The sequence below is a fragment of the Streptomyces actuosus genome, assembly GCF_016921115.1.
Classification (GTDB): domain Bacteria; phylum Actinomycetota; class Actinomycetes; order Streptomycetales; family Streptomycetaceae; genus Streptomyces; species Streptomyces actuosus_A.
Window position 1 is genome coordinate 239403 of sequence record NZ_JAFFZS010000008.1, and the last position, 23516, is coordinate 262918.

23 protein-coding genes and 2 rRNA genes are annotated in these 23516 nt (G+C 70.8%); 11 read left to right on the forward strand and 14 right to left on the reverse strand.

Annotated features, from left to right (window positions below; translation table 11 throughout):
- The first annotated feature begins 15 nt into the window (after positions 1-15).
- Complete coding sequence (gene pstB, locus JS756_RS13690) at positions 16-792, forward strand: phosphate ABC transporter ATP-binding protein PstB (protein ID WP_205383343.1); 777 nt, start codon at positions 16-18, stop codon at positions 790-792.
- An 817-nt stretch (positions 793-1609) separates the two neighbouring features.
- Here the strand turns inward: pstB and JS756_RS13695 are convergent.
- Entirely contained in the window at positions 1610-2608 is a 999-nt protein-coding gene (locus JS756_RS13695; RefSeq protein ID WP_205383344.1) for an inorganic phosphate transporter, read from the reverse strand.
- 8 nt (positions 2609-2616) lie between these two features.
- Positions 2617-3237 (reverse strand): DUF47 domain-containing protein, encoded by a 621-nt coding sequence (locus JS756_RS13700; protein ID WP_205383345.1) that lies wholly within the window; start codon positions 3235-3237, stop codon positions 2617-2619.
- Between the two features lie 201 nt (positions 3238-3438).
- Here JS756_RS13700 and JS756_RS13705 point away from each other — a divergent pair, with 201 nt between their 5' ends.
- Positions 3439-3807, forward strand: coding sequence for a metal-sensitive transcriptional regulator (locus JS756_RS13705; protein ID WP_205383346.1), 369 nt, complete (start codon positions 3439-3441; stop codon positions 3805-3807).
- Positions 3808-3810: 3 nt separating this feature from the next.
- On the opposite strand, the gene JS756_RS13710 is transcribed toward JS756_RS13705, so the two are convergent.
- On the reverse strand, positions 3811-3990 hold the full coding sequence (locus JS756_RS13710; protein WP_205383347.1) for a hypothetical protein: 180 nt from the start codon (positions 3988-3990) through the stop codon (positions 3811-3813).
- A 113-nt stretch (positions 3991-4103) separates the two neighbouring features.
- The gene (locus JS756_RS13715; protein ID WP_205383348.1) at positions 4104-4943 is read right to left on the reverse strand and encodes an SCO4651 family lipoprotein; all 840 of its coding nucleotides are present in this window, start codon (positions 4941-4943) and stop codon (positions 4104-4106) included.
- A gap of 105 nt (positions 4944-5048) precedes the next feature.
- Between JS756_RS13715 and JS756_RS13720 the strand changes: the two genes are divergently transcribed.
- Both JS756_RS13720 and JS756_RS13725 read left to right on the forward strand, forming a co-directional pair.
- Complete coding sequence (locus tag JS756_RS13720) at positions 5049-5237, forward strand: hypothetical protein (protein ID WP_205383384.1); 189 nt, start codon at positions 5049-5051, stop codon at positions 5235-5237.
- Positions 5238-5782: 545 nt separating this feature from the next.
- A complete protein-coding gene (locus tag JS756_RS13725) occupies positions 5783-7357 on the forward strand; it encodes an FAD-binding oxidoreductase (protein ID WP_205383349.1) in 1575 nt (524 codons plus the stop codon).
- Between the two features lie 53 nt (positions 7358-7410).
- On the opposite strand, the gene JS756_RS13730 is transcribed toward JS756_RS13725, so the two are convergent.
- The 7 genes from JS756_RS13730 to JS756_RS13760 all read right to left on the reverse strand — a co-directional run bounded on the left by JS756_RS13730 (position 7411) and on the right by JS756_RS13760 (position 14366).
- Positions 7411-8118: a phosphatase PAP2 family protein gene (locus JS756_RS13730; protein WP_205383350.1), complete on the reverse strand. Its 708-nt coding sequence runs from the start codon at positions 8116-8118 to the stop codon at positions 7411-7413.
- A 195-nt stretch (positions 8119-8313) separates the two neighbouring features.
- Positions 8314-9321 (reverse strand): C40 family peptidase, encoded by a 1008-nt coding sequence (locus JS756_RS13735; RefSeq protein ID WP_240203696.1) that lies wholly within the window; start codon positions 9319-9321, stop codon positions 8314-8316.
- Positions 9322-9419: 98 nt separating this feature from the next.
- On the reverse strand, positions 9420-10184 hold the full coding sequence (locus tag JS756_RS13740; RefSeq protein WP_205383351.1) for a trypsin-like serine peptidase: 765 nt from the start codon (positions 10182-10184) through the stop codon (positions 9420-9422).
- A 110-nt stretch (positions 10185-10294) separates the two neighbouring features.
- Positions 10295-10768 carry a hypothetical protein gene (locus JS756_RS13745; RefSeq protein WP_307790602.1) on the reverse strand — a complete coding sequence of 158 codons (474 nt, stop codon included), beginning with the start codon at positions 10766-10768 and terminating at the stop codon, positions 10295-10297.
- Positions 10769-10809: 41 nt separating this feature from the next.
- On the reverse strand, positions 10810-10995 hold the full coding sequence (locus JS756_RS13750; protein WP_205383352.1) for a hypothetical protein: 186 nt from the start codon (positions 10993-10995) through the stop codon (positions 10810-10812).
- Positions 10996-11072: 77 nt separating this feature from the next.
- Positions 11073-13118, reverse strand: coding sequence for an RHS repeat domain-containing protein (locus JS756_RS13755; RefSeq protein ID WP_205383353.1), 2046 nt, complete (start codon positions 13116-13118; stop codon positions 11073-11075).
- Positions 13119-13415: 297 nt separating this feature from the next.
- Positions 13416-14366, reverse strand: a complete 951-nt coding sequence (locus JS756_RS13760) for an oxidoreductase (protein WP_205383354.1) — start codon at positions 14364-14366, stop codon at positions 13416-13418.
- A gap of 53 nt (positions 14367-14419) precedes the next feature.
- Between JS756_RS13760 and JS756_RS13765 the strand changes: the two genes are divergently transcribed.
- The 7 genes from JS756_RS13765 (at position 14420) to JS756_RS13795 (ending at position 22549) form a co-directional block, all read left to right on the forward strand.
- Positions 14420-15022 carry a TetR/AcrR family transcriptional regulator gene (locus JS756_RS13765; protein ID WP_205383355.1) on the forward strand — a complete coding sequence of 201 codons (603 nt, stop codon included), beginning with the start codon at positions 14420-14422 and terminating at the stop codon, positions 15020-15022.
- A gap of 375 nt (positions 15023-15397) precedes the next feature.
- The gene (locus tag JS756_RS13770; RefSeq protein ID WP_014673544.1) at positions 15398-15706 is read left to right on the forward strand and encodes a DUF8827 family protein; all 309 of its coding nucleotides are present in this window, start codon (positions 15398-15400) and stop codon (positions 15704-15706) included.
- Between the two features lie 232 nt (positions 15707-15938).
- On the forward strand, positions 15939-16760 hold the full coding sequence (locus JS756_RS13775) for a DUF8175 domain-containg protein (protein ID WP_205383383.1): 822 nt from the start codon (positions 15939-15941) through the stop codon (positions 16758-16760).
- A complete protein-coding gene (locus tag JS756_RS13780; protein WP_205383356.1) occupies positions 16750-18090 on the forward strand; it encodes a hypothetical protein in 1341 nt (446 codons plus the stop codon). The genes JS756_RS13775 and JS756_RS13780 overlap by 11 nt, the downstream gene beginning before the upstream one ends.
- The gene (locus JS756_RS13785) at positions 18087-19649 is read left to right on the forward strand and encodes an SCO6880 family protein (protein WP_205383357.1); all 1563 of its coding nucleotides are present in this window, start codon (positions 18087-18089) and stop codon (positions 19647-19649) included. Before JS756_RS13780 ends, JS756_RS13785 begins: the two co-directional genes overlap by 4 nt.
- A gap of 14 nt (positions 19650-19663) precedes the next feature.
- Positions 19664-21073: an ATP-binding protein gene (locus tag JS756_RS13790; RefSeq protein WP_205383358.1), complete on the forward strand. Its 1410-nt coding sequence runs from the start codon at positions 19664-19666 to the stop codon at positions 21071-21073.
- Positions 21074-21085: 12 nt separating this feature from the next.
- On the forward strand, positions 21086-22549 hold the full coding sequence (locus tag JS756_RS13795; RefSeq protein ID WP_205383359.1) for a type IV secretory system conjugative DNA transfer family protein: 1464 nt from the start codon (positions 21086-21088) through the stop codon (positions 22547-22549).
- Positions 22550-22588: 39 nt separating this feature from the next.
- Here JS756_RS13795 and JS756_RS13800 read toward each other — a convergent pair whose 3' ends face one another.
- The 3 genes from JS756_RS13800 to JS756_RS13810 all read right to left on the reverse strand — a co-directional run.
- Positions 22589-23134 carry a GNAT family N-acetyltransferase gene (locus JS756_RS13800; protein WP_205383360.1) on the reverse strand — a complete coding sequence of 182 codons (546 nt, stop codon included), beginning with the start codon at positions 23132-23134 and terminating at the stop codon, positions 22589-22591.
- Positions 23135-23203: 69 nt separating this feature from the next.
- A 5S ribosomal RNA gene (gene rrf, locus JS756_RS13805) occupies positions 23204-23320 on the reverse strand.
- An 88-nt stretch (positions 23321-23408) separates the two neighbouring features.
- Positions 23409-23516 (reverse strand): 23S ribosomal RNA (locus JS756_RS13810); the annotation flags it as partial.

Genomic DNA, 23516 nt, shown 5'->3' on the forward strand with positions numbered 1-23516 from the left:
GGAAGTGAAGAAGCAATGGCGAAGCGAATCGACGTCAGCGGACTGTCCGCCTACTACGGCTCCCACAAGGCCATCGACGACATCTCGATGACCATCGAGCCGCGCACGGTGACCGCGTTCATCGGCCCCTCCGGCTGCGGCAAGTCGACGTTCCTGCGCACCCTCAACCGCATGCACGAGGTCACCCCGGGCGGCCGGGTCGAGGGCAAGGTGCTGCTGGACGACGAGGACCTGTACGGCGCCGGCGTGGATCCGGTCTCCGTCCGCCGCGAGGTCGGCATGGTCTTCCAGCGCCCCAACCCCTTCCCCACCATGTCGATCTTCGACAACGTGGCGGCGGGCCTGCGTCTGAACGGCAACTACCGCAAGAACGAGCTGAACGACATCGTCGAGAAGTCGCTCAAGGGCGCCAACCTCTGGAACGAGGTCAAGGACCGCCTCAACAAGCCGGGCTCCGGCCTCTCCGGCGGTCAGCAGCAGCGCCTGTGCATCGCGCGGGCGATCGCCGTGGAGCCGAAGGTCCTGCTGATGGACGAGCCCTGCTCGGCCCTGGACCCGATCTCCACCCTCGCCATCGAGGACCTGATCGGTGAGCTGAAGGAGCGCTTCACGATCGTCATCGTGACGCACAACATGCAGCAGGCGGCCCGCGTCTCGGACCGCACCGCGTTCTTCAACCTCGCCGCCGTCGGCCAGCCCGGCAAGCTGATCGAGATCGACGACACGGAGCGGATCTTCTCCAACCCGTCGGTCCAGGCGACCGAGGACTACATCTCCGGCCGCTTCGGCTGATCCGGCCGCCGGCGCGGGTCGCCGGCACCGGACGAAGCCGGTGAAGACCCCCCGCGGTGCTGCATGGCGGTGCCACCGCGGGGACGCAGAAGGGCCCGCCCTCCGTTTCCCGGGGGGCGGGCCCCTGCGTTTTCCGGCCGAGACGGCCGCACCGGTCACCGTACGCGGAACGGCTGGAGCCCTGGATCCGGCCGAAGCACCCCGCCCTCACCCCGAACGACCGGTCGGCCGACCGGGCCCGACCACACGGGGTGGAGCAGGGTGTGTCGAGCCGACCGGGCCGAACCCGCCGCGGTGGAGCAGGGTGCGCCGGCGAGGACGGGGAGTTGCGGCAGAGGCCGGCGCGGAGGTCCGGGCGGAGGGCCCGGAGCAGGGGCGGCGTCGCGGCAGAGGCCGGCGCGGAGATCCGGGCAGAGGGCCCGGAGCAGGAGCAGGGGCGGCGTCGCGGCAGAGGCCGGCGCGGAGATCCGGGCAGAGGGCCCGGAGCAGGAGCAGGGGCGGCGTCGCGGCAGAGGCCGGCGCGGAGATCCGGGCGGAGGGCCCGGAGCAGGAGCAGGGGCGGCGTCGCGGCAGAGGCCGCACGGAGATCCGGACCGGCGTCGGGGCTGCGGGCCGGGGCAGGTCCTCCAGTTCACCGGTGGACGGCGCCCGGGGCGGGACCCCTCTGCGGCGGGGTGCCGCGAGGCGACAGCCCCCACGGCGGGGTACCACCGCAGGCGCTGGAGAGGGTTCCGATGTCGTGACCGGCGAGGTCCGGGCGCCGGTGGGCCCCACCGGACCGGCGCGCGGCACCGCCGGTGCGTCGAACGGCCCCGCCCTAGAGGAACGCCAGGTTCACCACGCCGAAGGCGCCGGCCGCCACGAGCGCCGCCGCCGGCATGGTGATGAACCAGCCCATGACGATGTTCTTGGCCACGCCCCAGCGCACGGCGTTCAGCCGCTTCGTCGCCCCGACGCCCATGATCGCGGAAGTGATCACGTGGGTCGTGGAGATCGGCGCCTTGAAGATGTAGGCGGTGGCGAACATGATCGACGCGCCGGTCGACTCGGCGGCGAACCCCTGCGGCGGGTCGAGTTCGATGATCTTGCGGCCCAGGGTGCGCATGATGCGCCAGCCGCCCGCGTACGTGCCGAGCGACATCATCACGGCGCAGGCGACCTTCACCCAGACCGGGATCGGGTCGTCGGCACCCTGCACATCGGCGATGACCAGCGCCATCACCACGACACCCATGGTCTTCTGGGCGTCCTGGAGGCCGTGCCCGAGCGCCATTCCGGCCGCCGAGACGGTCTGGGCGATCCGGAAGCCGCGCTTGGCCTTGTGCGGATTGGTCCGCCGGAAGATCCACATGATCGCGCACATGACGAGGTAGCCGACGATCAGGCCGACCACCGGGGAGACCACCATGGGGATGATCACCTTGTCGATGACCCCGGACCAGATGACCTGCGTACCGCCGGCGAGAGCCGCGCCGACCAGGCCTCCGAACAGGGCGTGCGAGGAGGACGACGGAAGACCGAAGTACCAGGTGATCAGGTTCCACAGGATCGCCCCGACGAGGGCGGCGAAGAGGATGCCCATCCCCTTGGATCCCTCGGGCGTCTGAATCAGGCCGCTGCTCACCGTGTGGGCGACCCCGGAGCCCAGGAAGGCACCGGCCAGATTCATGACGGCGGCCATCGCCAGGGCAGCCCGCGGGGTCAGCGCCCGCGTGGAGACGGAGGTGGCGATGGCGTTGGCGGAGTCGTGGAAACCGTTGGTGTACGTGAAGAAGAGCGCGACCGTGATGGTCACGACCAGGGCGAAGGTGTCCATGGTGCCGCTCAGGACTCCTTGACCGCGATGGTCTCCACCGTGTTGGCCACATGCTCGAAGGCGTCGGCGGCCTCCTCCAGCACATCCACGATCTGCTTCAGCTTGAGGACCTCGATGGCGTCGTACTTGCCGTTGAAGAGGTGGGCGAGCAGCTTGCGGTGGATCTGGTCCGCCTGGTTCTCCAGCCGGTTGACCTCGATCCAGTACTCGGTGAGGTTGTCCATGGTCCGCAGGTGCGGCATGGCCTCGGCCGTGAGGTCCGCCGCCCGCGCCAGCACCTCGATCTGCTGCTCGACGCCCTTGGGCAGTTCCTCGACGTTGTAGAGGACGACCAGGTCGACGGCCTCCTCCATGAAGTCCATGATGTCGTCGAGGGACGATGCGAGGGAGTAGATGTCCTCACGGTCGAACGGCGTGATGAACGAGGAGTTCAGCTGATGGAAGATCGCGTGCGTGGCATCGTCGCCTGCGTGTTCAGCGGCCCGCATACGCTCTGCGATCTCGGCCCGGGCGGAGGTGTCCGCCCCGAGCAGTTCCATCAGGAGCTTCGAGCCGGTGACGATGTTGTCCGCGGATGCGGCGAACATGTCGTAGAAGCTCGTCTCCCTGGGGGTCAGACGAAAGCGCACGTGGGGTCCTCGGGATGCATCGGTTTTCGGTCAGGCTGATGCTAGGGGCATCATCCGGCCTCGGCTATCGGGCCGTTCCCCAGTGTCGCCCATGGGGCAGAGTGTTCGGCACGGGGGCTGCGGCCCCTTCTTACCGGCGAACTTCGCTACTATATACCCACCAGGGGTATATGCCCGTTTCCGTACACCGGGGAGGACGCGATGACGACCACCGAGGCCGGCGCAGGTACACCCTCCACCGACGCGGAAGCGGTCGGTGCGGAGGTGGTGACCGACCACGACCGGGGCGTGCACGGCTACCACAAGCAGAAGGCCGAGCACCTCAAGCGGCTGCGCCGGATCGAGGGCCAGATCCGCGGGCTGCAGCGGATGGTCGACGAGGACGTCTACTGCATCGACATACTCACCCAGGTCTCCGCCTCCACCAAGGCCCTGCAGTCCTTCGCCCTGCAACTGCTGGAGGAGCACCTGCGGCACTGCGTCGCCGACGCGGCCCTCAGGGGCGGCGACGAGATCGACGCCAAGGTGGAAGAGGCGACCAGGGCGATCGCCCGCCTGCTGCGGACCTGACACTCAGCGCCCGGAAGCGCCCTCCCGCTCCTCGGCGACCTTCAGCACCTCGTCGATGCTCGCCAGGCTGAGCCGGTCCTCGTCCGCGGCCGAGGCCGCGATGATCAGCTCTCCGCACAGCTCGATCTCGGCGAGGGCCACATGGTCCTGAACCGCCGTACCGCCGACCGGAGCCACATGCATCACCTCATCTCTGCCGTTACCGGCTTCCTAGAGTAGGGAGCGACCGGTGCGCCGCGCATGGCACGGAAGGGCTAGTCCTGGCCACACACCCGGCGGCCCGGCCGTCCGGCCACTCACTCGGCGATCTTCCCGGCGTAGATGTCCCGGCTCTTCGGCAGCCGTACGTCGGCCAGGGCGCCGAAGTCGTAGAGCAGCGTCGTCGAGGCGACGGCCACGGCGTCCTTCCGCTGCCCGTTGACGAAACTGAACCGGTGCCGGACCTTGCGGATGCGGCCCGCGTCGTCGAGGTACACGTCGAACGGCACGACAGCGGTGGCGAACCCTTTCGCCGCGGCCCGCAGCGGCCCCCTTCCGGCCGCGGACGCCCGCTTCGCGGCCTCCCCGAGATCGGCGGTGCCGCGGTAGTGCCGCACCTCGGCTCCCGCCACCTCGGTGCGTCCGAGGTACGTCGCCGACCGCGTCCCGCGCAGCAACTCCGCTGCGGCGTACGGGTCGGTGGCCCCGCCGGTGACCAGGTTCCCGTCGGACAGCCCGGCGGTCTCCACCCGCACCCACTTGTCCGCGGGCACCCCGGCACCCCGGTTCTTCATGAACAACGCCCCCGGGGCGAGGAGTTCGGTGATGGGTCGATGTCCGCTGGTCCCCGCCGGATCCTGCGGCAGCACCACGGTGAGCCGGCCCATCTGCCGGCGGTAGTCGTACACCCCCGCCCCGCGGATGGTCACCCGGGTCCCCCCGGTGGCCATCTCCATGGACGTCCGGGCCTTCGAACTGCCCGCCTCCACCAGCCGGTCGGCGGCGACCCGGAGCGTCTGCACCGGATCCTCGCCGCCGCGCGCGTCCTCAGCGGCGGCACCGCGCCCGGAACACCCGCCGGTGCACAGGCACGCCGTCACCCCGACGGCGACGCCCGCATCCCTCAGCCGCCGTTGCCGCCTCCGCCGCTCAGCCATCGCCTGCCCACCACCGGTACGTCCGCCACTGGACCCCTGTCGTCCGGTTAACGACGGGTAAGTGCCCCCGTCACGCAGGGGGCTTCCCGCGCTACCGTTGACGGTGTGACCGAGCAGGACGGCCCCGTCGCCCCCGATCAGGACCATCACACGACCACCATGGAAAAGGGCCGGTTCTGCGTGGCCCACTGCACCTGCGGCTGGCGCGGACCGGCCCGCCGCGCACGCAGCCTGGCGCGAGCCGACGCGGAGGCGCACCCGGGGGCGGTCACCGGGGGCCACCCGCAGTGCTAGGCGCTCCGCTGGAAGTGCCGCGGTACGACGTCCGCCGGCCGCGGCGCCGTCGTGGCCGGTCGCGCGGTTCCCCGCGCCGCGCCCCTTCGGGGCGCTGACGGACACCGAGGGACCTTGCCCGCTCTGCTCGGGGTCCACGCCCCCGCCGACCGGGACCGAACCTCCCCGGCAGCCCCGGGGCCCGGCCTGCACCGAACCCGGAGGGTTCCGCACTCGGCAGGCCCCAGCCCCACCGACCACCGACGGACCCGGCAGTCCACAGACGCGGCACTCCACAGACGCGGCACTCCACAGACCGGGCAGGTCCGGGCCCGGCCGGCACCGCTCCCGGCCCCCTCACCGGCGCCACTGCCACCGGCCCCGCTCCCCTCGACGGCCCGGATCCTCCCGACGGCCCGGGTCCCCGCGTCGGTCCCCCTCCCCGCCGCCCCGGAGTGCACGCCCCCGCCGGATCGCGCCTCCCGCCACCGGTCCACCATGGAACCCCCGTCCCCCCACATCCCGTCCCTTTCCCCACAAGCCCAGGGGCAGGAAGAGGCCAGCACATGGACCGGCGCACACTCATAGGCGGCGCGGCAGCCACTCTCACCGCACTCACCACCACCGCCTGCTCACCCACCGCGACCGGCACCCCCGGCGGCGCGGGCAGCACGGGCACCGCAGGCAGCGCACCCGGCTCCGCGTCCCCGGGGCGGACCATCTCCTCCCCCGGCCCCGCCGACTGGACCGCGCTGGCCGGCGACCTCGACGGCTCGCTGGTCCGGCCCGGCGACGCCGACTGGCAGTCCGCCCGCCGGCTGTACAACACCCGCTTCGACTCCCTGAAGCCCGCCGCCGTCGCCTACGTCGCCCACGCCGACGACATCAGCACCGCCCTCACCCACGCCCGCGCCCATGGCGTCGCCGTCTCGATCCGCAACGGCGGCCACTCCTACGCCGGCTGGTCCTCCGGCGACGGCCGCCTGATCATCGACGTCTACCGGCTCGACACCGTCCGCGCCTCCGGCACCACGGCCGTGGTCGGCGCCGGGGCCAAGCTCATCGACGTCTACCGCGCGCTCGCCACGAAGGGCGCGACGATCCCCGCCGGCTCCTGCCCGACCGTGGGCGTCTCCGGTCTCACCCTCGGCGGCGGCCACGGCGTGGTGTCCCGGGCCTATGGCCTGACCTGCGACAGCCTGACCGGGGCGACGCTGGTCACCGCGGACGGCAGCCTGCTCACCGCCGACGCCACCGAACACCCGGACCTGTTCTGGGCGCTGCGCGGCGCGGGCAACGGCAATTTCGGCGTCGTCACGGAACTGCACTTCCGCACCCGTCCCGCCCCGCAGGCCGTCACGGCCTACCTGTCCTGGCCCTGGTCCGAGGCGGCCGCCGTGCTGGAGGCCTGGCAGGAGTGGGGCCCGTCCCAGCCGGACGAGATCTGGTCGGCACTGCACCTGGCGAACTACACCGCGGGCACCCCGACGGTCACCGTCTCCGCCTTCTCCCTCGGCACCTACGGCGAACTCCAGAACGCCGTCGACCGCCTCGCCTCCCGCGTCGGCGCGAACGCGGCCGGCGTCTCGCTGCGCCGCCGCTCCTACGAGGAGGCCATGGAGATCTACGCCGGCTGCTCGGCCTTCGCCGACGACGCCCAGTGCCACCTGCCGGGCTCCACGCCGGGCCGCTCCCCGCAGGGGGCCCTGCACCGGGAGACGTACACGGGCCGCTCCGACTTCTTCGACCGCTCGATTCCGGCCGACGGCGTCCAGGCTCTGCTGGCGCAGGTGAAGAACGTCCGCGGCGGGTCGGGCACCGTGATGCTCACCGCCCTCGGCGGCGAGGTGAACCGGGTCCCGCCGACGGCGACGGCGTTCGTCCACCGCCGTTCCCGGATGCTGGCCCAGTACATCGCCTCCTGGCGCGCGGGCACGGACGGTACGGCAGCCCGGTCCTGGCTGACGGCGGCGCACCGGGCGATGCGTCCGTACGCCTCGGGGGCGGCCTACCAGAACTACACGGACCCCACGCTGAAGGACTGGCGCACGGCCTACTACGGCGCGGCGGCGGCCCGTCTGACGCAGGTGAAGAAGCAGTACGACCCGGAGCGCTTCTTCAGCTGTCCGCAGGCGCTGTAGGGCGGCCGCGCGGCGGCGGTCCGGGGCGGTTCGGCCGCACGGAGACGGGGCCGTCAGGCGGCCAGGTCGCGCTCCTCGGTCTCCACGGTGTGCTCGCTGTGTGCGCCGGGGACGACGCCTCTGCGCGTCCCCGCCACCGACCGGCTGCGCACCATCCAACCGGCCCGCGGCGACCGCTCGACGGCCTTCAGCACCGGGGTGAGCAGGGCCATGGCGAGGGGCGACAGGAGCAGGGCGACGGCCGTGCCGAGGGCGAAGCCGCCGACGACGTCGGTCGGGTAGTGCACGCCCATGTAGACCCGGCAGAAGCCCTCCAGCAGCGCGATCCCTATCCCGACGAGCCCGAACCTGCGGTGGGCGACGAAAAGGGCGACGCCCATCGCCATGGTGAGGGTGGCGTGGTCGCTGACGAACGAGTAGTCGGTCTTGCCGGAGACGAGGACGTCCAGCCCCTGGTGGTCCAGGAAAGGCCGAGGCCGCTCCACGAAGCCGCGGATGGGCACGTTGACGAGCACGGCGATCGCGGCGGCGAGCGGCGCCCAGACCAGCCCGGCCACGGAGGACGCGGCGTCCTCGGCGCCGCGGCGCCGGACGGTCCGCCAGCACCACAGCACGAGCAGCACCATGGCGAGCAGGAGTCCGTACTCGCCGACGTATTCCATCACCGTGTCGAACCAGTGGGGTGCGTCCTTGGCGAGGCCGTTGATGTCGTAGAGCAGGTCGACGTCGGGGTTCGACCCGGATTCGGCGAGTCCAGCCATGGTGCTGCGGCCCCTAACGTCGTTCGCTCAGGCGCACCATCAGTGCGCCGCCTCTGCCCACCCCCGTGGATCATCGGTCGTCAACAGGAACGCACGGCCCCTGTGAATACGTTCCATCCTCCACTGAATGATCACGCAGACGTTATCGAAGAGAGATCCATCGCCGCAGCTCAGGGGGTGGAACCTCAGGCGGCGTCAGACGGTGGTGGGGAGCGCTTTCGCGCCATCCTCGGTGACCCGGGTGGCCCCGAACCAGTCCGGCGTGTCGATCGGGTCGAACCGGATGACGGCCCCCGGCCGCGGCGCGTCGATCATGTATCCGCCGCCCACGTAGATGCCCACGTGCCGGATGGCGCGGGAGTCGGTGAGGTCGTCGGAGAAGAACACCAGGTCCCCGGGCAGCAGTTCCTCCCGTCGCGGGTGCGGTCCGGCGTTGTACTGGTCGTTGGCGACACGGGGCAGGTCGATCCCGACGCTGTCGTAGGCGGCCTTGGTGAGCCCCGAGCAGTCGAACCGTCCGTCCTGGTCGGGCGTGCCGTTGCCGCCCCAGAGGTAGGGGGTGCCGAGCTTCTTCTGCGCGAAGTAGATGGCGCCCGCGGCCTGCTTCGACGGATCGACGCGGTTCACCGGTGCGGCGAAGGAGTCCTCCAGTGTCGTGATGATCCTCACGTAGTTCCGGGTCTCCTTGTACGGCGGCACACCCCCGTACTTGATGACGGCGTACGCCCCGGCGTTGTAGGCGGCGAGCATGTTCTTCGTCCTGTCGCCCGGCACGTCCTGGACGTAGGAGGCGAGTTCGCAGTCGTACGACGCGGCCGACGGAATCGCGTCGTTCGGGTCCCACACGTCGCGGTCCCCGTCCCCGTCACCGTCGATCCCGTGCGTGGCCCACGTCCCCGGGATGAACTGAGCAATCCCCTCCGCCTTCGCCGGGCTCTTCGCCCGCGGGTTGAACCCGCTCTCCTGGTACAGCTGCGCGGCGAGCAGCGCCGGGTTGAGGGCCGGGCACAGGTTGCCCCACTTCTGCACCAGCGTCTGGTACGCGGCGGGTACGGCCCCCTCGGCCAGCGCCTTGCCGACTCCGCCGAGGCCTCCCAGCATCGTCCCGGCGACGATGTACACGCCGGCGACGAGCACCATGACGAACCCGACGGCTGCGGCCACAGCGGCGGTCGCCCCGATCCACACCTTCCGCACCGTCAACCGCCCCTCGCCGCCCGGGAGTACGCCGAGGTCAGTGTAGAGGCGGGTCGCCCTCCACGGGCGCTTTGACGTCTCGTCAGAACGGTCGCCCCGCACGGTCAGGACGCGGAGAGGGCCTCCCGGTACAGCCGAGCCGCCTCGGTCCCGAGGGCGACGCTGTAGGAGACGTCGTCGGTGTCCCCGCCCAGCTCGTGTCCGCCGAGGACGCCGACGACCTTCCCGTCCCCGTTCACCCAGGGGCTGCCGCTCGTCCCCCCGCTGAAGCCGGGGCACTCGATGCGCTGCTGGGTGCGGCCGTGTGCGGTCGGCTTGTTCGTGCAGGTGACCGGCGTCTCGCGGTCGCTCGGATACCCGGTGACGGTGACGGCGGTGGCACCGGTGGCCGTCCCGGCGGCGAACCGCTCCGCGCCGACGACGTCCTCGATCCCGTTCCCCTCCCGATCGGGTTCGACGACGGCGAAGGCGACGTCGCTGTCCTCGTCCTGCCGCTCGACCCACTCTGCGGGCAGCACCCGCCTGGCCACCCTCCAGACGCCGTGCGGTGCCAGCCCGTCCCGGTACCCGGGTGCGAACAGCAGGTCTCCGTCGCCGTTGAGGCAGTGGGCGGCGGTGAGGACGAGATCGCGCCGCGGGCTGTGGACCACGGAGGCCGTGCAGAAGTGGCCCCCGACGATGTCGTCCCCGTCGCGGAACAGCACCCCGACCCGGTCGCTGCGCTCGCTCACCACCGCCCCGGCGGTCACTCCGAGGGGACCCGTGCCGGCGTCGGCGGCCGCGAGGGACGAGGGGGTGACGACCAGCAGCACGAGCGCGGCGCACAGCGCGAGGCGGCGGTGGCCCGGGGAACGGGATTCTCTGTCCATCGGGAACCACTGTGACCGACGAACCTGAGAGAAACACCGCAACCGCTCACCCGCGTTGCCGCCGCGGGCATCACGAGCCCCGCGCGCCGCGGCCCTCGCCCCCGGGCGGCTCAGGCGACGGGCTCCGTGCTGACGAGGACGTAGTCGAAGTACAGGGGGTCCCCCTCCTCGTCGGCCGGGTACGCGAAGGAGCTGTTGTTGGCGAAGCGCAGGCCGAGGTCGGTGACCTCGTCGAAGCCGTAATCGCTCTCGACGACCTCGTGCCCTTGTTCCTCCAGGATCTCCGGCAGATCGTCCGCAGGTGTGCGGAAGACGTCCACGCCTTCGAGGAGGAAACGGATGTCGGTGGCCTCGTCTCGGAAGCGCCAGACCTCGACACCGGTCAGGAGTTCCTTCCCCTCCGACTCGAAGAGCAGTACGAACTCGAACTGGTAGAGCTCGTTGGCGACCACGTACTTTCCCGGTGGGCGCCGCCCTTCGGGAGAAACCCGCCCCCAGGACCGAGCCGCGGTCATCGCGTCGTCGAACGGCATGCCCAGCCGGAACGATGCGACGCCGACATGCGGCAACAGTTCGACATCCACCCTTGTGCCTCCCTCTTACGGCCAGTTGTCGCTCTCCCGCCTCATGCCAACAGCGCTGCTTCGTCGATCGTCCATCCGCGCTTGGCCAGCATGTCCTGGAGCAGCGTGTTGTGCTTCAGGCTCGCCACCATCTCCTTGATGTGTTGGTCGTACTGGCCGGGGAACCTGGTCTTGATGTCGTCGATGTCCCTGCGCATCGCCTCGGTGATGCGCCCCTGATTGATCAACGCTCGCTGCGTCGAGTGCCAGTTGGTCGCTGTGGTGCTGGACCCCGTGCCGTTGAGCTGACCGTGATCGGACTTCATCATGCGGATCGCCGGGCCGTTGTCGACCTTCTGCTTCCGGTGCGGCTTGTTCGCGATGTAGAAGCCCGGCTCGACAACGTCTTTCCGCGGCTCTCCGGGTGCCGGGCTCGGTCGGGCCAGTGGGCGTCGGTCTGGTTCCCGGTGGAGTCGTAGGCACAGCGCTCCGACCAGTCGTCGGCGTCGACGCCGAGCGGGCGTCCCAGCGGGTCGAGTTCGAACCGCCGGCCGGAGCCGGCCCGCCGGTCCGTGATCCGGGTCAGGAAGCCGTCGGCTCGGTATCCGTAGGCGCGGTCCCGGAGCGTGCCGTGGGGCGTGGTCAGCGAGCGTGCCGCGAGCCGGCCGATCGTGTCCCCCTGCGAGGTGAGTGTCACCGGCGCGTGTGCGGGACCGAGGGTGCGCCGCGTCTCCCGGCCCAGCTCGTCCCGGGCGAAGCCGAGCGTGTGACCGGCGCAGTCGACGCGCACCCGGTCGCCCGCGGTGTCGTAGGCGTACGAGGTGGTGGCACCGGTCGGTGTCGTGCGTGAGACGAGTTCGCCGTGCGCGTCGTAGCCGTAGCGCATGCTGCGCCCGTCGACCGTCTCCGTGAGCAGCCGCCCCAGGGCGTCGCGTTCCAGGGTGAGCGAGGAGAGGCGCGAAACGGCGGAAGTGAGCCGGTCGCCGCTGTCGTAGGTGTACCGGGTGACCACACCGTCGGCGACCTTCTCCAGCACGTTGCCGACCGCGTCGAACGTGAAGCCGATGCGTTGGCCGAGCGGCGTCGTCCGGGCGACGAGGCGGCCGGCGGCATCGTGGGTGCAGTGCGTGGTGCGCCCGTCGAAGTCGGTCTGGGAGTCGGTCAGTCCCGACAGGCCGTAGCGGCAGTTCCACGTCCTGCCACGCGGGTCGAGCACCGAAGTGATCCGCAGCTCGGTGTCGTACATGAACTCGTACCGCGCTCCGTCCTTGCCGGTGCGGGCGGCGAGCAGGTCGAACCAGGTGTACTCGAAGCGCGTCACGCCGCCCAAGGGGTCGGTGTGGGTGAGGCAGTTGCCCTCCTCGTCGTACGTCCACCGCTCGACGGCACCGTCCGGGGCGGTGCGCCGGATCGGCCAGCCGTCCGCCGTCCACTCCAGGCGCGTGACGGATCCGGCCGGGTCGACGGACTCGCGGGGGCGTCCGAAGGCGTCCCTGGTCACCGTGTGGGTGGCGCCGTGCCCGTCGGAGACCGACAGGACCAGGCCCGCCTGGTCGTTGCCCCGCGACTCCGTCTCACCCGTCGGGTAGCCGACGGTGGCCACGGCTCCCGTTGCGTCGTGGGTGAACGTCGTCGAGGTGCCGTCGGGAGCGACGATCGCAGTGCGGTTGCCCCGCTCGTCGAAGACGTTCCGCCACACCGTGCCGTCCGGGCCGGTCGTCGTCTCCGGCGGGTGCAGCGCGTCGTACGTGGCGGAGGCCCGGCGCCCGTCCGGGAGGTGGACGGTGAGGAGGTTGCCCGAGTCGTCGTAGGCGAAGCGGGACGTGTACCCCAGTTCGTCGGTGCGCGACAACAGGTTGTCGTAGCGGTCCCACTCGAAGAGCACCGTGTTGCCGAGCGGGTCGGTCTCGCGGACCGTCTGGCCGAGCCGGTTGAAGCGGGTGACGGTGACCGCGCCGGTGGAGTCCGTGTAGCGGGTCTCGCGCGCGGCGGAGTCGTAGGCGAAGCGTGAGGACAGCGCCCCGTCGGGGCCGATCGTCTCCACGACGCGGCCCGTGGCGTCGTGGACGTAGCCGTAGGTGTGGCCGTTGCGGTCGGTCCACGACGTCACGCGCTGCTCGTCGTCGTAGGTGAAGCGCAGGGGCACGCCGCGGGATCCCGACACGGCCACCAGGCGGCGGCCGGAGTCGTCGTAGCCGAAGGAGGCGACGCGGACGGGGGCGTCCGGTGTCCGCACGTCCAGGGCGGTGACCCGGCCGGTCTCCGCGTCCCGGGTGACCCGCACCCGGTAGCCGCCCCCGTGCACGACCGCCTCGGGGACGCCCTCGTCGGCATCACCCCATGCCCCGTCGCGCGAACGCCTCCAGAGCACGGGGTGTTGGCGGGACGCGGCGAGGCGTCCCGGGGAACGACGAGCACCCGCCGCCGGGCCGGGGCGGCACGCCCACAGGCCCGGGACGGCACGCCGCGGGCCCCGGTCGGCATGCCCCGAGGGGCGGGGGCGGTGCGCCGGCGACGGAGCGCGGGCCGCAGGCCCCGGGTGATCGACCCCATCCTTCAGACTCATGTCCCGGTCGAACAGCCCGCGCTCACCCTCAGACACGCGTCCCCGTGCAGCGGCCCCCGATCGCCTCAGGCCCGTGCCCCGGCCGAACCGCCCGCGCTCACCTCAGACACGCGTCCCGGCCGAAGGGCCCGCTGCGCCCGTCTCCACGGGGAAGACCACTCCCGTCAGCTCCTCCGACACGGCCCACAGACGTCGCGCCACCTCCGGGTCGCTCGCGGCACGGGAGCGGCCGACCAGCGTGGGCGCCCCGCGGAACTCCCCGAACCCGTCGGGCCCCACGTAGCTCGCCCCCGGCACGTCCTCCACGGCCGCGTACAGCGTCGGCAGGGCGCCCGCCCGGTCCGACTGCGCGATCAGGCGGTTGCCGGCCTGCATGAGCACCCGCATCACCGGGTTCCCGGCGTGGCTCTGGAGGTTCGTGGCCGCGTACCCCGGATGGGCCGCCACGGCGCGCACCGGCGACCCGGACTCCGTCAGCCGGCGCTGGAGCTCCAGCGTGAAGAGCAGGTTCGCCAGCTTGGACTGGGCGTAGGCGCGCTGCGGGTTGTAGTCGGCGGCCATGTCGAGGTCGTCGAAGTGGATCGCCGCGCCGCGCCAGCGGTGCGCTCCCGAGGCCACCGTCACCACACGGTCCGTCACGTACGGCAGCAGCAGGTTGGTGAGTGCGAAATGGCCCAGGTGGTTGGTGCCGAACTGCAGCTCGAAGCCGTCCGGGGTGCGCTGCTGCGGCACCATCATCACGCCGGCGTTGTTGATCAGCAGATCCAGTGGGCCGTCCCAGGCGGCCGCGAAGTCGCGCACCGACGCCAGGTCCGCCAGGTCGAGCCGCCGCACCTCCGTGCTGCCGCCGGCCTGCGCCGCGGCGGCACGGCCGCGCCCCTCGTCCCGTACGGCGAGGACCACGTGTGCCCCCGCCCGGGCCAGCTCGCGGGCCGCCACCAGGCCGATACCACTGTTCGCGCCGGTCACCACCGCCGTACGACCGGACAGGTCGGGCAGCGAGGCCGCCGTCCACGTGCTCGTGCTCGTCGAGTCCTTCTTCTGATCCGCCATTCCCTCAATGTAGGCAACGCCAACAATGATGTCAACGACAACATCGCGTTACGATGGTGCCCATGCCCGCAAGCCGCCGCTACCACCACGGAGACCTGCGCGCCGCTCTGCTCAAGAGCGCCGAGCGCACCCTCCGCGACAAGGGCGCCGCCGCACTCTCCCTGCGGGAACTCGCCCGCGACATCGGCGTCAGCCATGCCGCACCGGGCCGGCACTTCAAGGACAAGCAGGCCCTTCTGGACGCCCTGGCCCTGGCCGGATACGAGCGCCTGCTCCGCGACCTCACCACCGCCGACTCCACCGACCGGCCCGTCGACGAGCGCGTGCGCACGCTCGCCCGCGCCTACCTCGGGTTCGCCATCGACAACCCCGCGCTACTGGAACTGATGTTCGCGCGCAAGCACGAGCCCGACAGCTCCGACCGGCTCGCCGCCGCCGTCGAGGAGTCCTTCGGCTCCCTCACCCGGATCATCACCGACGCCCAGGCGCGCGGCGAGATCGTCGAGGGCGACCCCGAGCGCATCATGATGGTCGTCGCCTCCAGCGTGCACGGCATCGCCGCCTTCGTCGCCGGCTGCGCCCTCACGCCCGAGGAGGCCCTCGCCGGCCTCGACGAGCAGGTCCACCACCTGCTGTACGGCCTCCGGCCCCGCTGAACCGGGGGCGCACCGCGCACCCCGCACCGTGGGAACATCGTGACGGCCCCTCACCCGATCGGCCGTCAAGAACAGGGCGTGTTCGTAGAAGTGGGTCAACGACGGAACCACACGACAGGTTCCGCTCCGTCCTCATTGCCCGGCGTGACCTGCCGTGATACACAGAGTGACGATACGACCACTCGTACACCGCTCCACACCGGCAGACCGGTCCCGGTGAGGAGCGGTGACGTGGTGTTGGCAAGCTGTTCGCGCGAAACCCGCCAATCAATGACGCCAAGTCGACATACGACGGCGAGATTGTCGGCGACAATGAGGCTGACCTCTGCACACCGCAGGGGACTGCGGAACTACCCAACAGGGGCGGTGACTTACATGCTCTTTGCAGCCGACAAGGGAGACATCAACACCATCATCGGCGGGATCGCTCCGGACTGGGGCCCGTTCGGCAGCCTGGGCAACGAGGCCAAGGTGATGATCGAGGTGGTGATGGCCGTCGCCATCCTCCTCTGCCTCGGCATCGCCGTCTGGGGCGCCGCGAAGCAGCGGATCGGCGCCACGGCCCTGCGGGACACCTTCAGCGCGGAGCAGGGCAAGGGGCTCATCATCGCCGGGCTGACCGGCGTCTTCATCATCGGCTCGCTCGGCACGCTGTTCACCATCGTGTACGGCATGGCCGTGTAGCCCTCCGGCCGCCCCACCCGTCGCCGCCAGCACCAGGCCTCCCACTTCGTCCTCTCCGGCCGCACCCGGTCCGGTTCCCTCCATCCCACCCGCCCGTCGTGCCCACCGGCTGAGGTTGCGTCTCCCTGATGTCGAGTCACCACACCGCGCCCGCGCGGGAACCAGCACGGCTACCGTCGTACATCTACGTGTCCACATGTCCTGGCACGACGTCGAGGGGGGCGTCCACGACATGAGTCCCGGTGACGAGCACGGTTACGGCGGTACGGGCCACACCCGCACCCGGCTACCGGAGGGCGACCCCTACGGCGGCGCCAGGCGCACCGCCCGCTCCTCCTCCCGCAGCCTGGTCACGGTCGTCGGCGTCGTCGTCCTCCTCATCGCCGCGATCGCCTTCGCGAACCGTGGAGGAGACGATTCCTCATCGGCCGGCGGCAGCCCCGCCAACGGCTCCGAGCCGAAGGGCGCGGCCACGGCCGCGAGCGGAGTACGCCCCGTGGAGGTCTCGTCCGGGGCCATCCCGACCGGCTTCGCCCACGACCAACAGGGCGCGCAGAGCGCGGCGGCGAACTATGCGGTGGTGCTGGTCTCTGCTGACATCCTCAAGCCCGACAGACGCACAGAGATCGTGCAGCAGGTCTTCGTCGCCGACAAGCAGGCCGAGTTGAAGACGAAGTTCAACCAGGCGTACTCCAAGGAATTCCTCAGCAACATCGGCCTGGACGAGAACGGCAACGCGGCCCCCGACCACACCTACGTCTCACGCACCGTGCCGGTCGGTACCAAGGTCACCAGCTATTCCGACACCACGGCGACGGCCGAGGTCTGGTGCACCGGGCTGTACGGCACAGCCGGGCAGAACTCGACCGATCCCGTCACCAGCGACTGGTTCACCCTGACGCTTCATCTCCGTTGGGCGAACGGCGACTGGAAGGTCGACAGCTTCTCCCAGGAAAGCGGGCCTGCTCCCGTGCCCGGCGACGAGAAGGCGTCCACCGCCGACGAGATGGCGAAGGCCGTCCAGGAGTACGGAGGGTTCACTTATGCCCGGTAGCCCGAACCGCGTGCTCAAAGCCACCGTTGCTTTCACAGCCGTACAAACCATGGCCCTGCTGCTTGCCACCCGCGCGACAGCAGCGCCGTCTCCCACACCCACGTCGTCCAACGACAAGTGTGACCTCATCGTCGGCCCCGCCAAGGACTACTGCGAGCGCGGCAACGGCTCCAAAGGCTCCCCCGGTACCTCCCCCACCCTCGATCCCACCGGCACCCTCGATCCGCTGAGTTCGCTCGCCAAGGGCTTCGCCAGTGCGGCTTCCTGGACCGTCGACAAGCTCAGTGAGGCCGTGAAGGCGACCGCGAGCGTCGACTTCACGAACCCGAGGTTCCTCCAGCAGTACGCGATCGTCTTCGCCGCGTCGGCCATCCTCACCCTGGTGCTCTGGCTGCTGGCGGTGGCCAAGCGCGCGGTGCGCGGCGTGCCGTTCACCACCGCCGTCTCGGAAGCCATCGGCTTCCTGTGGCTGACGGTCCTGGCCTCCGCCTTCACGCCGCTGATCCTGTACACGGTGGTCTCAGCGACGGACGGGGTCAGCGACGTGCTGGCGACGGCGACCGGGGACCAGACGGACGCGTTCTTCGGGACCTTCTCGGCGGCCCTGAAACAGGGCAACGACATCGGCGGCGGCCCGATCATGCTGATCCTGGTGTCGCTGGTCTCCATCCTCGCCGCGGGCGTGCTGTACCTGGAGCTGTTCCTGCGCGCCGTCCTCCTGTACGTCGGCGCGCTGCTCGGCGTCGTCGTCTACGCCGGCCTCGTCGACAAGAACCTGTGGGGCCACGTGCGCCGTTGGGCCGGGATCATGATCGCCGTCATCCTGGTGAAACCGGTCATCGTGATCGTCCTCGGGCTCGCCGGCGCGCTCAGCACCGACGAGGGGCCCGACTCGCTGGCCGCCGTCGTCTCCGGGCTCGCCATCATCCTCCTCGCCATCTTCGCCAGCGGCATGATCTACCGTTTCGTCCCCGGCTTCGGCGACGAGATCGCCAACTCCCGCAACAACCGCATCATGCAGGGCGCCGAGGGCAAGGCCGCCGCGGTCATCAGCTCCCCGGCCACCCTCGTCGCCCAGGGCATCAAGACCCACAGCAGCCGGGCCGACAGCAACAGCGGCGGCCAGGCCGCCTCGACGAGCACCCCCCGCCCGGCCAACCCGGCGTCCGGTGGCGTCACCGCCCACGGCAGCCGCACCTCGACCGGTGGTGGCGGCGGATCTGTCCCCTCCGCCGCACCCCCGCCCCGCTCCAGCACCACCGTCAACACTCCCCACGCCAGCAACACCCGCAACAGCAGTACCAACCGCACGGGAGGTGAAGGGCGTTGACGACCGAGTCCCACGTGTCCCATCCGGTCACGCCCCGCCGTACATATCTGATCGGCCGCGCCCGGCCGAACGCGATCGTCGGCCGCAACCGCGAGACCGGCGAGATCGCGCTGATCGTCGTGGGCGCGTTCCTCGGCATGATGTGCGGTCTCCTCGTCCCCGTCCTCCCGCTGCGCATCGCGCTGCTGACCGGCTTCCCGCTGATCGCGCTGGCCGCGGTCTACGTGCCCTACCGGAACCGCACCTTCTACAAGTGGTTCGAGATCAACCGGAGCTACCGGCGGACCCTGCGCCGGGGCGCCGCCTACCGATCCGCAGCCATGGAGGCGGGGACCCGCATCGACGGGCGGGAGATCGAGGTCGGGTCCCCGCCCGGCATCGGACGGCTGAGCTGGATGGCCGCGCCCTTCGGGCCCGACGAGATCGCCGTGCTGCTGCACGCCGACCGCCGGACGGTCACCGCCGCCATCGAGATCGAGGGACCCGGTGTCGGCCTGCGCGACTCCGAGGACCAGGAAGCCCTCGTCGACCGTTTCGGCACCCTGCTCAAGCACGTGGCCAACGGCGACGGCTTCGTCACCCGCCTGCAGATGCTCGCCCGCACCCTCCCCGCCGACCCCGACGCCCACGCCAAGGACGTCGCCGCCCGCGGCGACGACAAGACACCGCCGTGGCTCCAGCAGTCGTACGACCAGCTGCTGTCGATGGTGTCGACGAGCAGCGAGCAGCACCGCGCCTACCTCGTCGCCTGCATGCACTACACCCGGGAACTGGCCGCCGAGGCCAACGTCATGGCCCGCGCCGCCCGGCCGCAGGCCGGCGGCCGGAAGGTCGACCGGGACGCCGGTCTGGCCGTCGTCATGGCCCGTGAGCTGACCGACATCTGCTCCCGCCTGCAGGAGGCCGACATCCGCGTCCGGCAGCCGCTGGGGCAGGGCCGGCTCGCCTCCCTCATCCACTCGATGTACGACCCGGACCATCCGATCGACCACATCCAGGCGATGACGAAGCGCAATGCCTGGCCGGCCGAGCTGGACGCCACCGAGCCCACCTATCTCCAGGCCAAGACCCGGGAGTCCTCCACCCGCGCCCCCTGGTGCCACGCCACGGCCTGGGTCAAGGAATGGCCGATGACGCCCGTCGGCGTCAACTTCCTGGCCCCCCTCCTGGTGCACACCCCGGACGTGATCCGCACGGTGGCGGTGACCATGGACCTGGAGCCGACCGAGGTCGCCATCGAGCGGATGCTGACCGAGAAGACCAACGACGAGGCCGAGGCCTCCCGCGCCGCCAAGATGAACCGCACGGTCGACCCGCGCGACATCGCCGCCCACAACCGGCTCGACCAGCGCGGCGAGGATCTCGCCAGCGGCGCCGCCGGCGTCAACCTGGTCGGCTACATCACCGTCTCCTCCCGCTCCCCGGAGGCCCTCAACCGCGACAAGCGGACGATAAGGGCCTCGGCCGGAAAGTCGTACCTGAAGCTGGAGTGGTGCGACCGCGAGCACCACCGCGCGTTCGTGAACACGCTGCCGTTCGCCACCGGAATCCGAAGGTAGGGGCTGATGCGCTGATGCGGGACCCGCTCTCCGTCCTCACGGACGCCTTCACCTCCTTCCTGTTCGGGAAGGTCGAGACGACCCGCCTGCCGGTGCGCACCTCGACGGGCCAGGCCCAGGCGGTCTACCTCCCGACGGCCGCGCCCGGGCTCGGCGACTCGGGTGTGATCATCGGCCGGGAGGTGTACTCCGGCAAGGGCTACGTCTACGACCCCTTCCAGCTGTACGGGCAGCAGCTCCCGGCCCCGCACTGGCTGGTCCTCGGCGAGTCCGGCAACGGCAAGTCGGCGTTGGAGAAGACATACGTCCTGCGCCAGCTCCGCTTCCGCGACCGGCAGGTCGTCGTCCTCGACGCACAGGGCGAGGACGGGGTCGGCGAGTGGAACCTGATCGCGCAGGAGCTGGGGATAACACCCATCCGGCTCGACCCGACGGCCGCCCTGGACCACGGTATCCGGCTCAACCCCCTGGACCCGTCGATCACGACCACCGGTCAGCTCGCGCTGCTGCGGACGATCATCGAGGTCGCGATGGGGCACGGCCTGGACGAGCGGTCCGGCTTCGCCCTGAAGGTCGCCCACGCCTACGTCAACGAGACGATCGTGGAACGCCAGCCGGTCCTGTCCGACATCGTCGAGCAGCTGCGGCACCCCGAACCGGAGTCGGCGGAGGCGATGAACGTCGCCATAGACGATGTGCGGGCATGGGGCCTGGACGTCGCCCTGGTCCTGGACCGCCTGGTCGACGGCGACCTGCGGGGCATGTTCGACGGTCCGACGACGGTCGGCATCGACCTCGACGCCCCGCTCACCGTGTTCGACCTGTCCCACATCGACCGCAACTCCATCGCCATGCCGATCCTGATGGCGATCGTCGGCGTGTGGCTGGAGCACACCTGGATCCGCCCGGACCGCAAGAAGCGCATCTTCCTGGTCGAGGAGGCCTGGCACATCATCAACAGCCCCTTCGTGGCGCAGCTGTTCCAGCGGCTGCTGAAGTTCGGGCGCCGGCTGGGTCTGTCGTTCGTGGCGGTCGTCCACCACCTGTCCGACGTGGTGGACGGCGCGGCGGCGAAGGAGGCGGCGGCGATCCTGAAGATGGCGTCGACACGGACGGTCTACGCGCAGAAGGCCGACGAGGCACGGGCCACGGGCCGCGTGCTGGGGCTGCCCCGATGGGCTGTGGAGATCATCCCGACGTTGACGCCGGGCATCGCGGTCTGGGACGTCAACGGCAACGTGCAGGTCGTCAAGCATCTGATCACCGAGTCCGAACGCCCGCTGGTCTTCACCGACCGTGCGATGACGGAGTCCTCCACCGACCCCGCGGACGACGCCCTGCGCGCCGCCGAACTGGAGGCGGAGGAGCGAGCGGCGGCGTTCGTGGAGCAGCACCTGGGCGACTCCGAGTCGACGGTGGCGTAGAGGGGACGGAGCGTGGGACCGGACAACCGCCGTGCGCAGGGTGCCGGCCGGACGGGCGGCCAGGGCGGCATCCCCGACGGCCTGCTGGTCGGCATACTCGCGTTCCTCCTCGGCATGACCCTGCTGGTGTGGACGGCCACGGGCCTGGCGGGCCTGTTCTCCCACGGCGGGTGGCCTCACGGCGTCTCCTTCACCCGTACCCCCCTGGCCATGCGCCACCTCATCGGCCGCCCCCACGACATCGCGGGCGCCTGGCCCGAGAGCCCCGAGGCCCAGCTGTCCGGCTACGGCCTCTTCTGGGGCCTGTTCATCGGCCAGCTGACGGTCCTGTTCGTGCTGACGGTCTTCGTCATCGGCACGGTGGCCCGCTGGCGATCGCGACGAGCCGGGCGGGACGCGGCGCGGACGGCCGCCATCGAACGGGCCACAGCAGCGGCACCGGCACAAATCCCGGCACGGCCGGCGGATTCCCGTCCGAGGGAGGCCGAGCCGGCGCTCCCCCCGCCGAGGACTGAGGAGCTCCGCGAGACCGCGCGGGACGTCCGTCGCACGGAGGGTCCGGTGCTGTACGGGCCCGCGGAGATCCGCCGGACCACCGCGGCCGAGGTCATCCGGGAGGCGGAGGGCCCCGCCCTCGTCGTCACCTCGAACCCGGCCCTGTGGCAGGACACCAAGGACGCCCGCGCCAAGCTCGGCCCGGTCCACCTCTACGACCCCACCCACGCCTGCGACACCCCGGCCCGCCTCCACTGGTCCCCCACCGCCGCCTGCGAGGACAAGCAGGCCGCGGAGGAGAGAGCCGCGGCGCTCCTCTCCCCCGTGCGCCCCACCTCCCGCCTGGACCAGGCGGTCGGCGACACCGCCGCCCTGCTGCTGCGCAGCTACCTCCACGCAGCCGCCGTCGACGGCCGCACCATCCGCCATGTCCACCGCTGGTCGCAGGGCACCCAGATCCAGGACGCCGTGCGCACCCTGCGGACGAGTCCGAAGGCCGCGTTCGGTGCAGCGGGCGAACTGGAGGCCGCGCTCACCGCGCACCCGGAGCGCCGTGACATGGCCCAGGAACTGGTGGCCCGGGCTCTGTCCGCGCTCCTCACGGTCCATGTCCGTGAGGCCTGCACACCCAACCGAACTGATGCCCTCGCCTTGGATTCCTTCGTCCAGGAAGGGGGCACGCTCTATGTGGTGGGTCAATCCATCGAGGACCCCAGGACGAACCCAGGCGCGATGCCGCTCCTGACGGCCCTCGTCTCCAGCGTGGTCGAGCGCGGCCGGCGCATGGCCGAACGGTCATCCTCCGGTCGGCTCGACCCACCACTGACGCTCGTCCTGGACGACGTCGCCGCCGTGGCTCCGCTTCCCCGGCTGCCGGAGCTGCTGGCCACCGGAGCAGCCCGGGGCCTGCCGACCCTGGCTCTGCTCCGATCACGGGAACAGGCCCGCGCCCGCTGGCCGCACGACGAACTGCCGGTCTAAGGTCCTGCTGAGGATTGCCGAAGCGGTCGGCTGCACCCGTTACGGCCGCTCGACGGCGAACTCCAGCTCCCTCTCGTCCGGCCTCGCGGACAGTGGCACAACAAGGCCGGTCGGCACGAAGCCCACCTTCCGGTAGAGCCGTTGAGCCCGCCCGTTCTCCTCATGCACGATGAGTCGTACCCGCTCGGCGTCACGCCCCCAGGCCCACTCCAGGCCGGCGTCGACGAGCACCTCGATCAGCCCGCTGCCCCGCTCCTCGGGCCGTACGAACACACCGACCACGTGCCCCTGCTTCCGCTCGACCGGATACCCGGCCCAGTCGGTCGTCCCGGGCTCCTCGAGCAGTACGGTCAGCGTCCCGACCCACCGACCGTCCTGCCCCTCGGCAATGATCTGCTGCCCCGATTCCGCGCCCTCGCAGACCCGGGCGGCCCGCCCCTCCCAGAAAGAGTCCGGCTGGGCCAGAACCTCGTTGTACGTCTCCAGAAAGGCGAGGTGCGCGATCGGATCCTGCAGCGCGGCGAGCCGCAGCTCCTTGGCCGCGGGCCACTCGTCGGCACGGATGGATCGGATGACGTAGTTCATACGACTCAAGCTAACGGAAAAACAAAAGGGCCCACACCGATTTTCGGTGTGGGCCCTTTTTCACAATTTGTTCGGCGGCGTCCTACTCTCCCACAGGGTCCCCCCTGCAGTACCATCGGCGCTGTAAGGCTTAGCTTCCGGGTTCGGAATGTAACCGGGCGTTTCCCTCACGCTATGACCACCGAAACACTATGAAACAGACAACCAGACCCACCACACACAGTGGTGGACGCTGTTCGTGGTTTCAGAACCAACACAGTGGACGCGAGCAACTGAGGACAAGCCCTCGGCCTATTAGTACCGGTCAACTCCACCAGTCACCTGGCTTCCATATCCGGCCTATCAACCCAGTCGTCTACTGGGAGCCTTACCCCATCAAGTG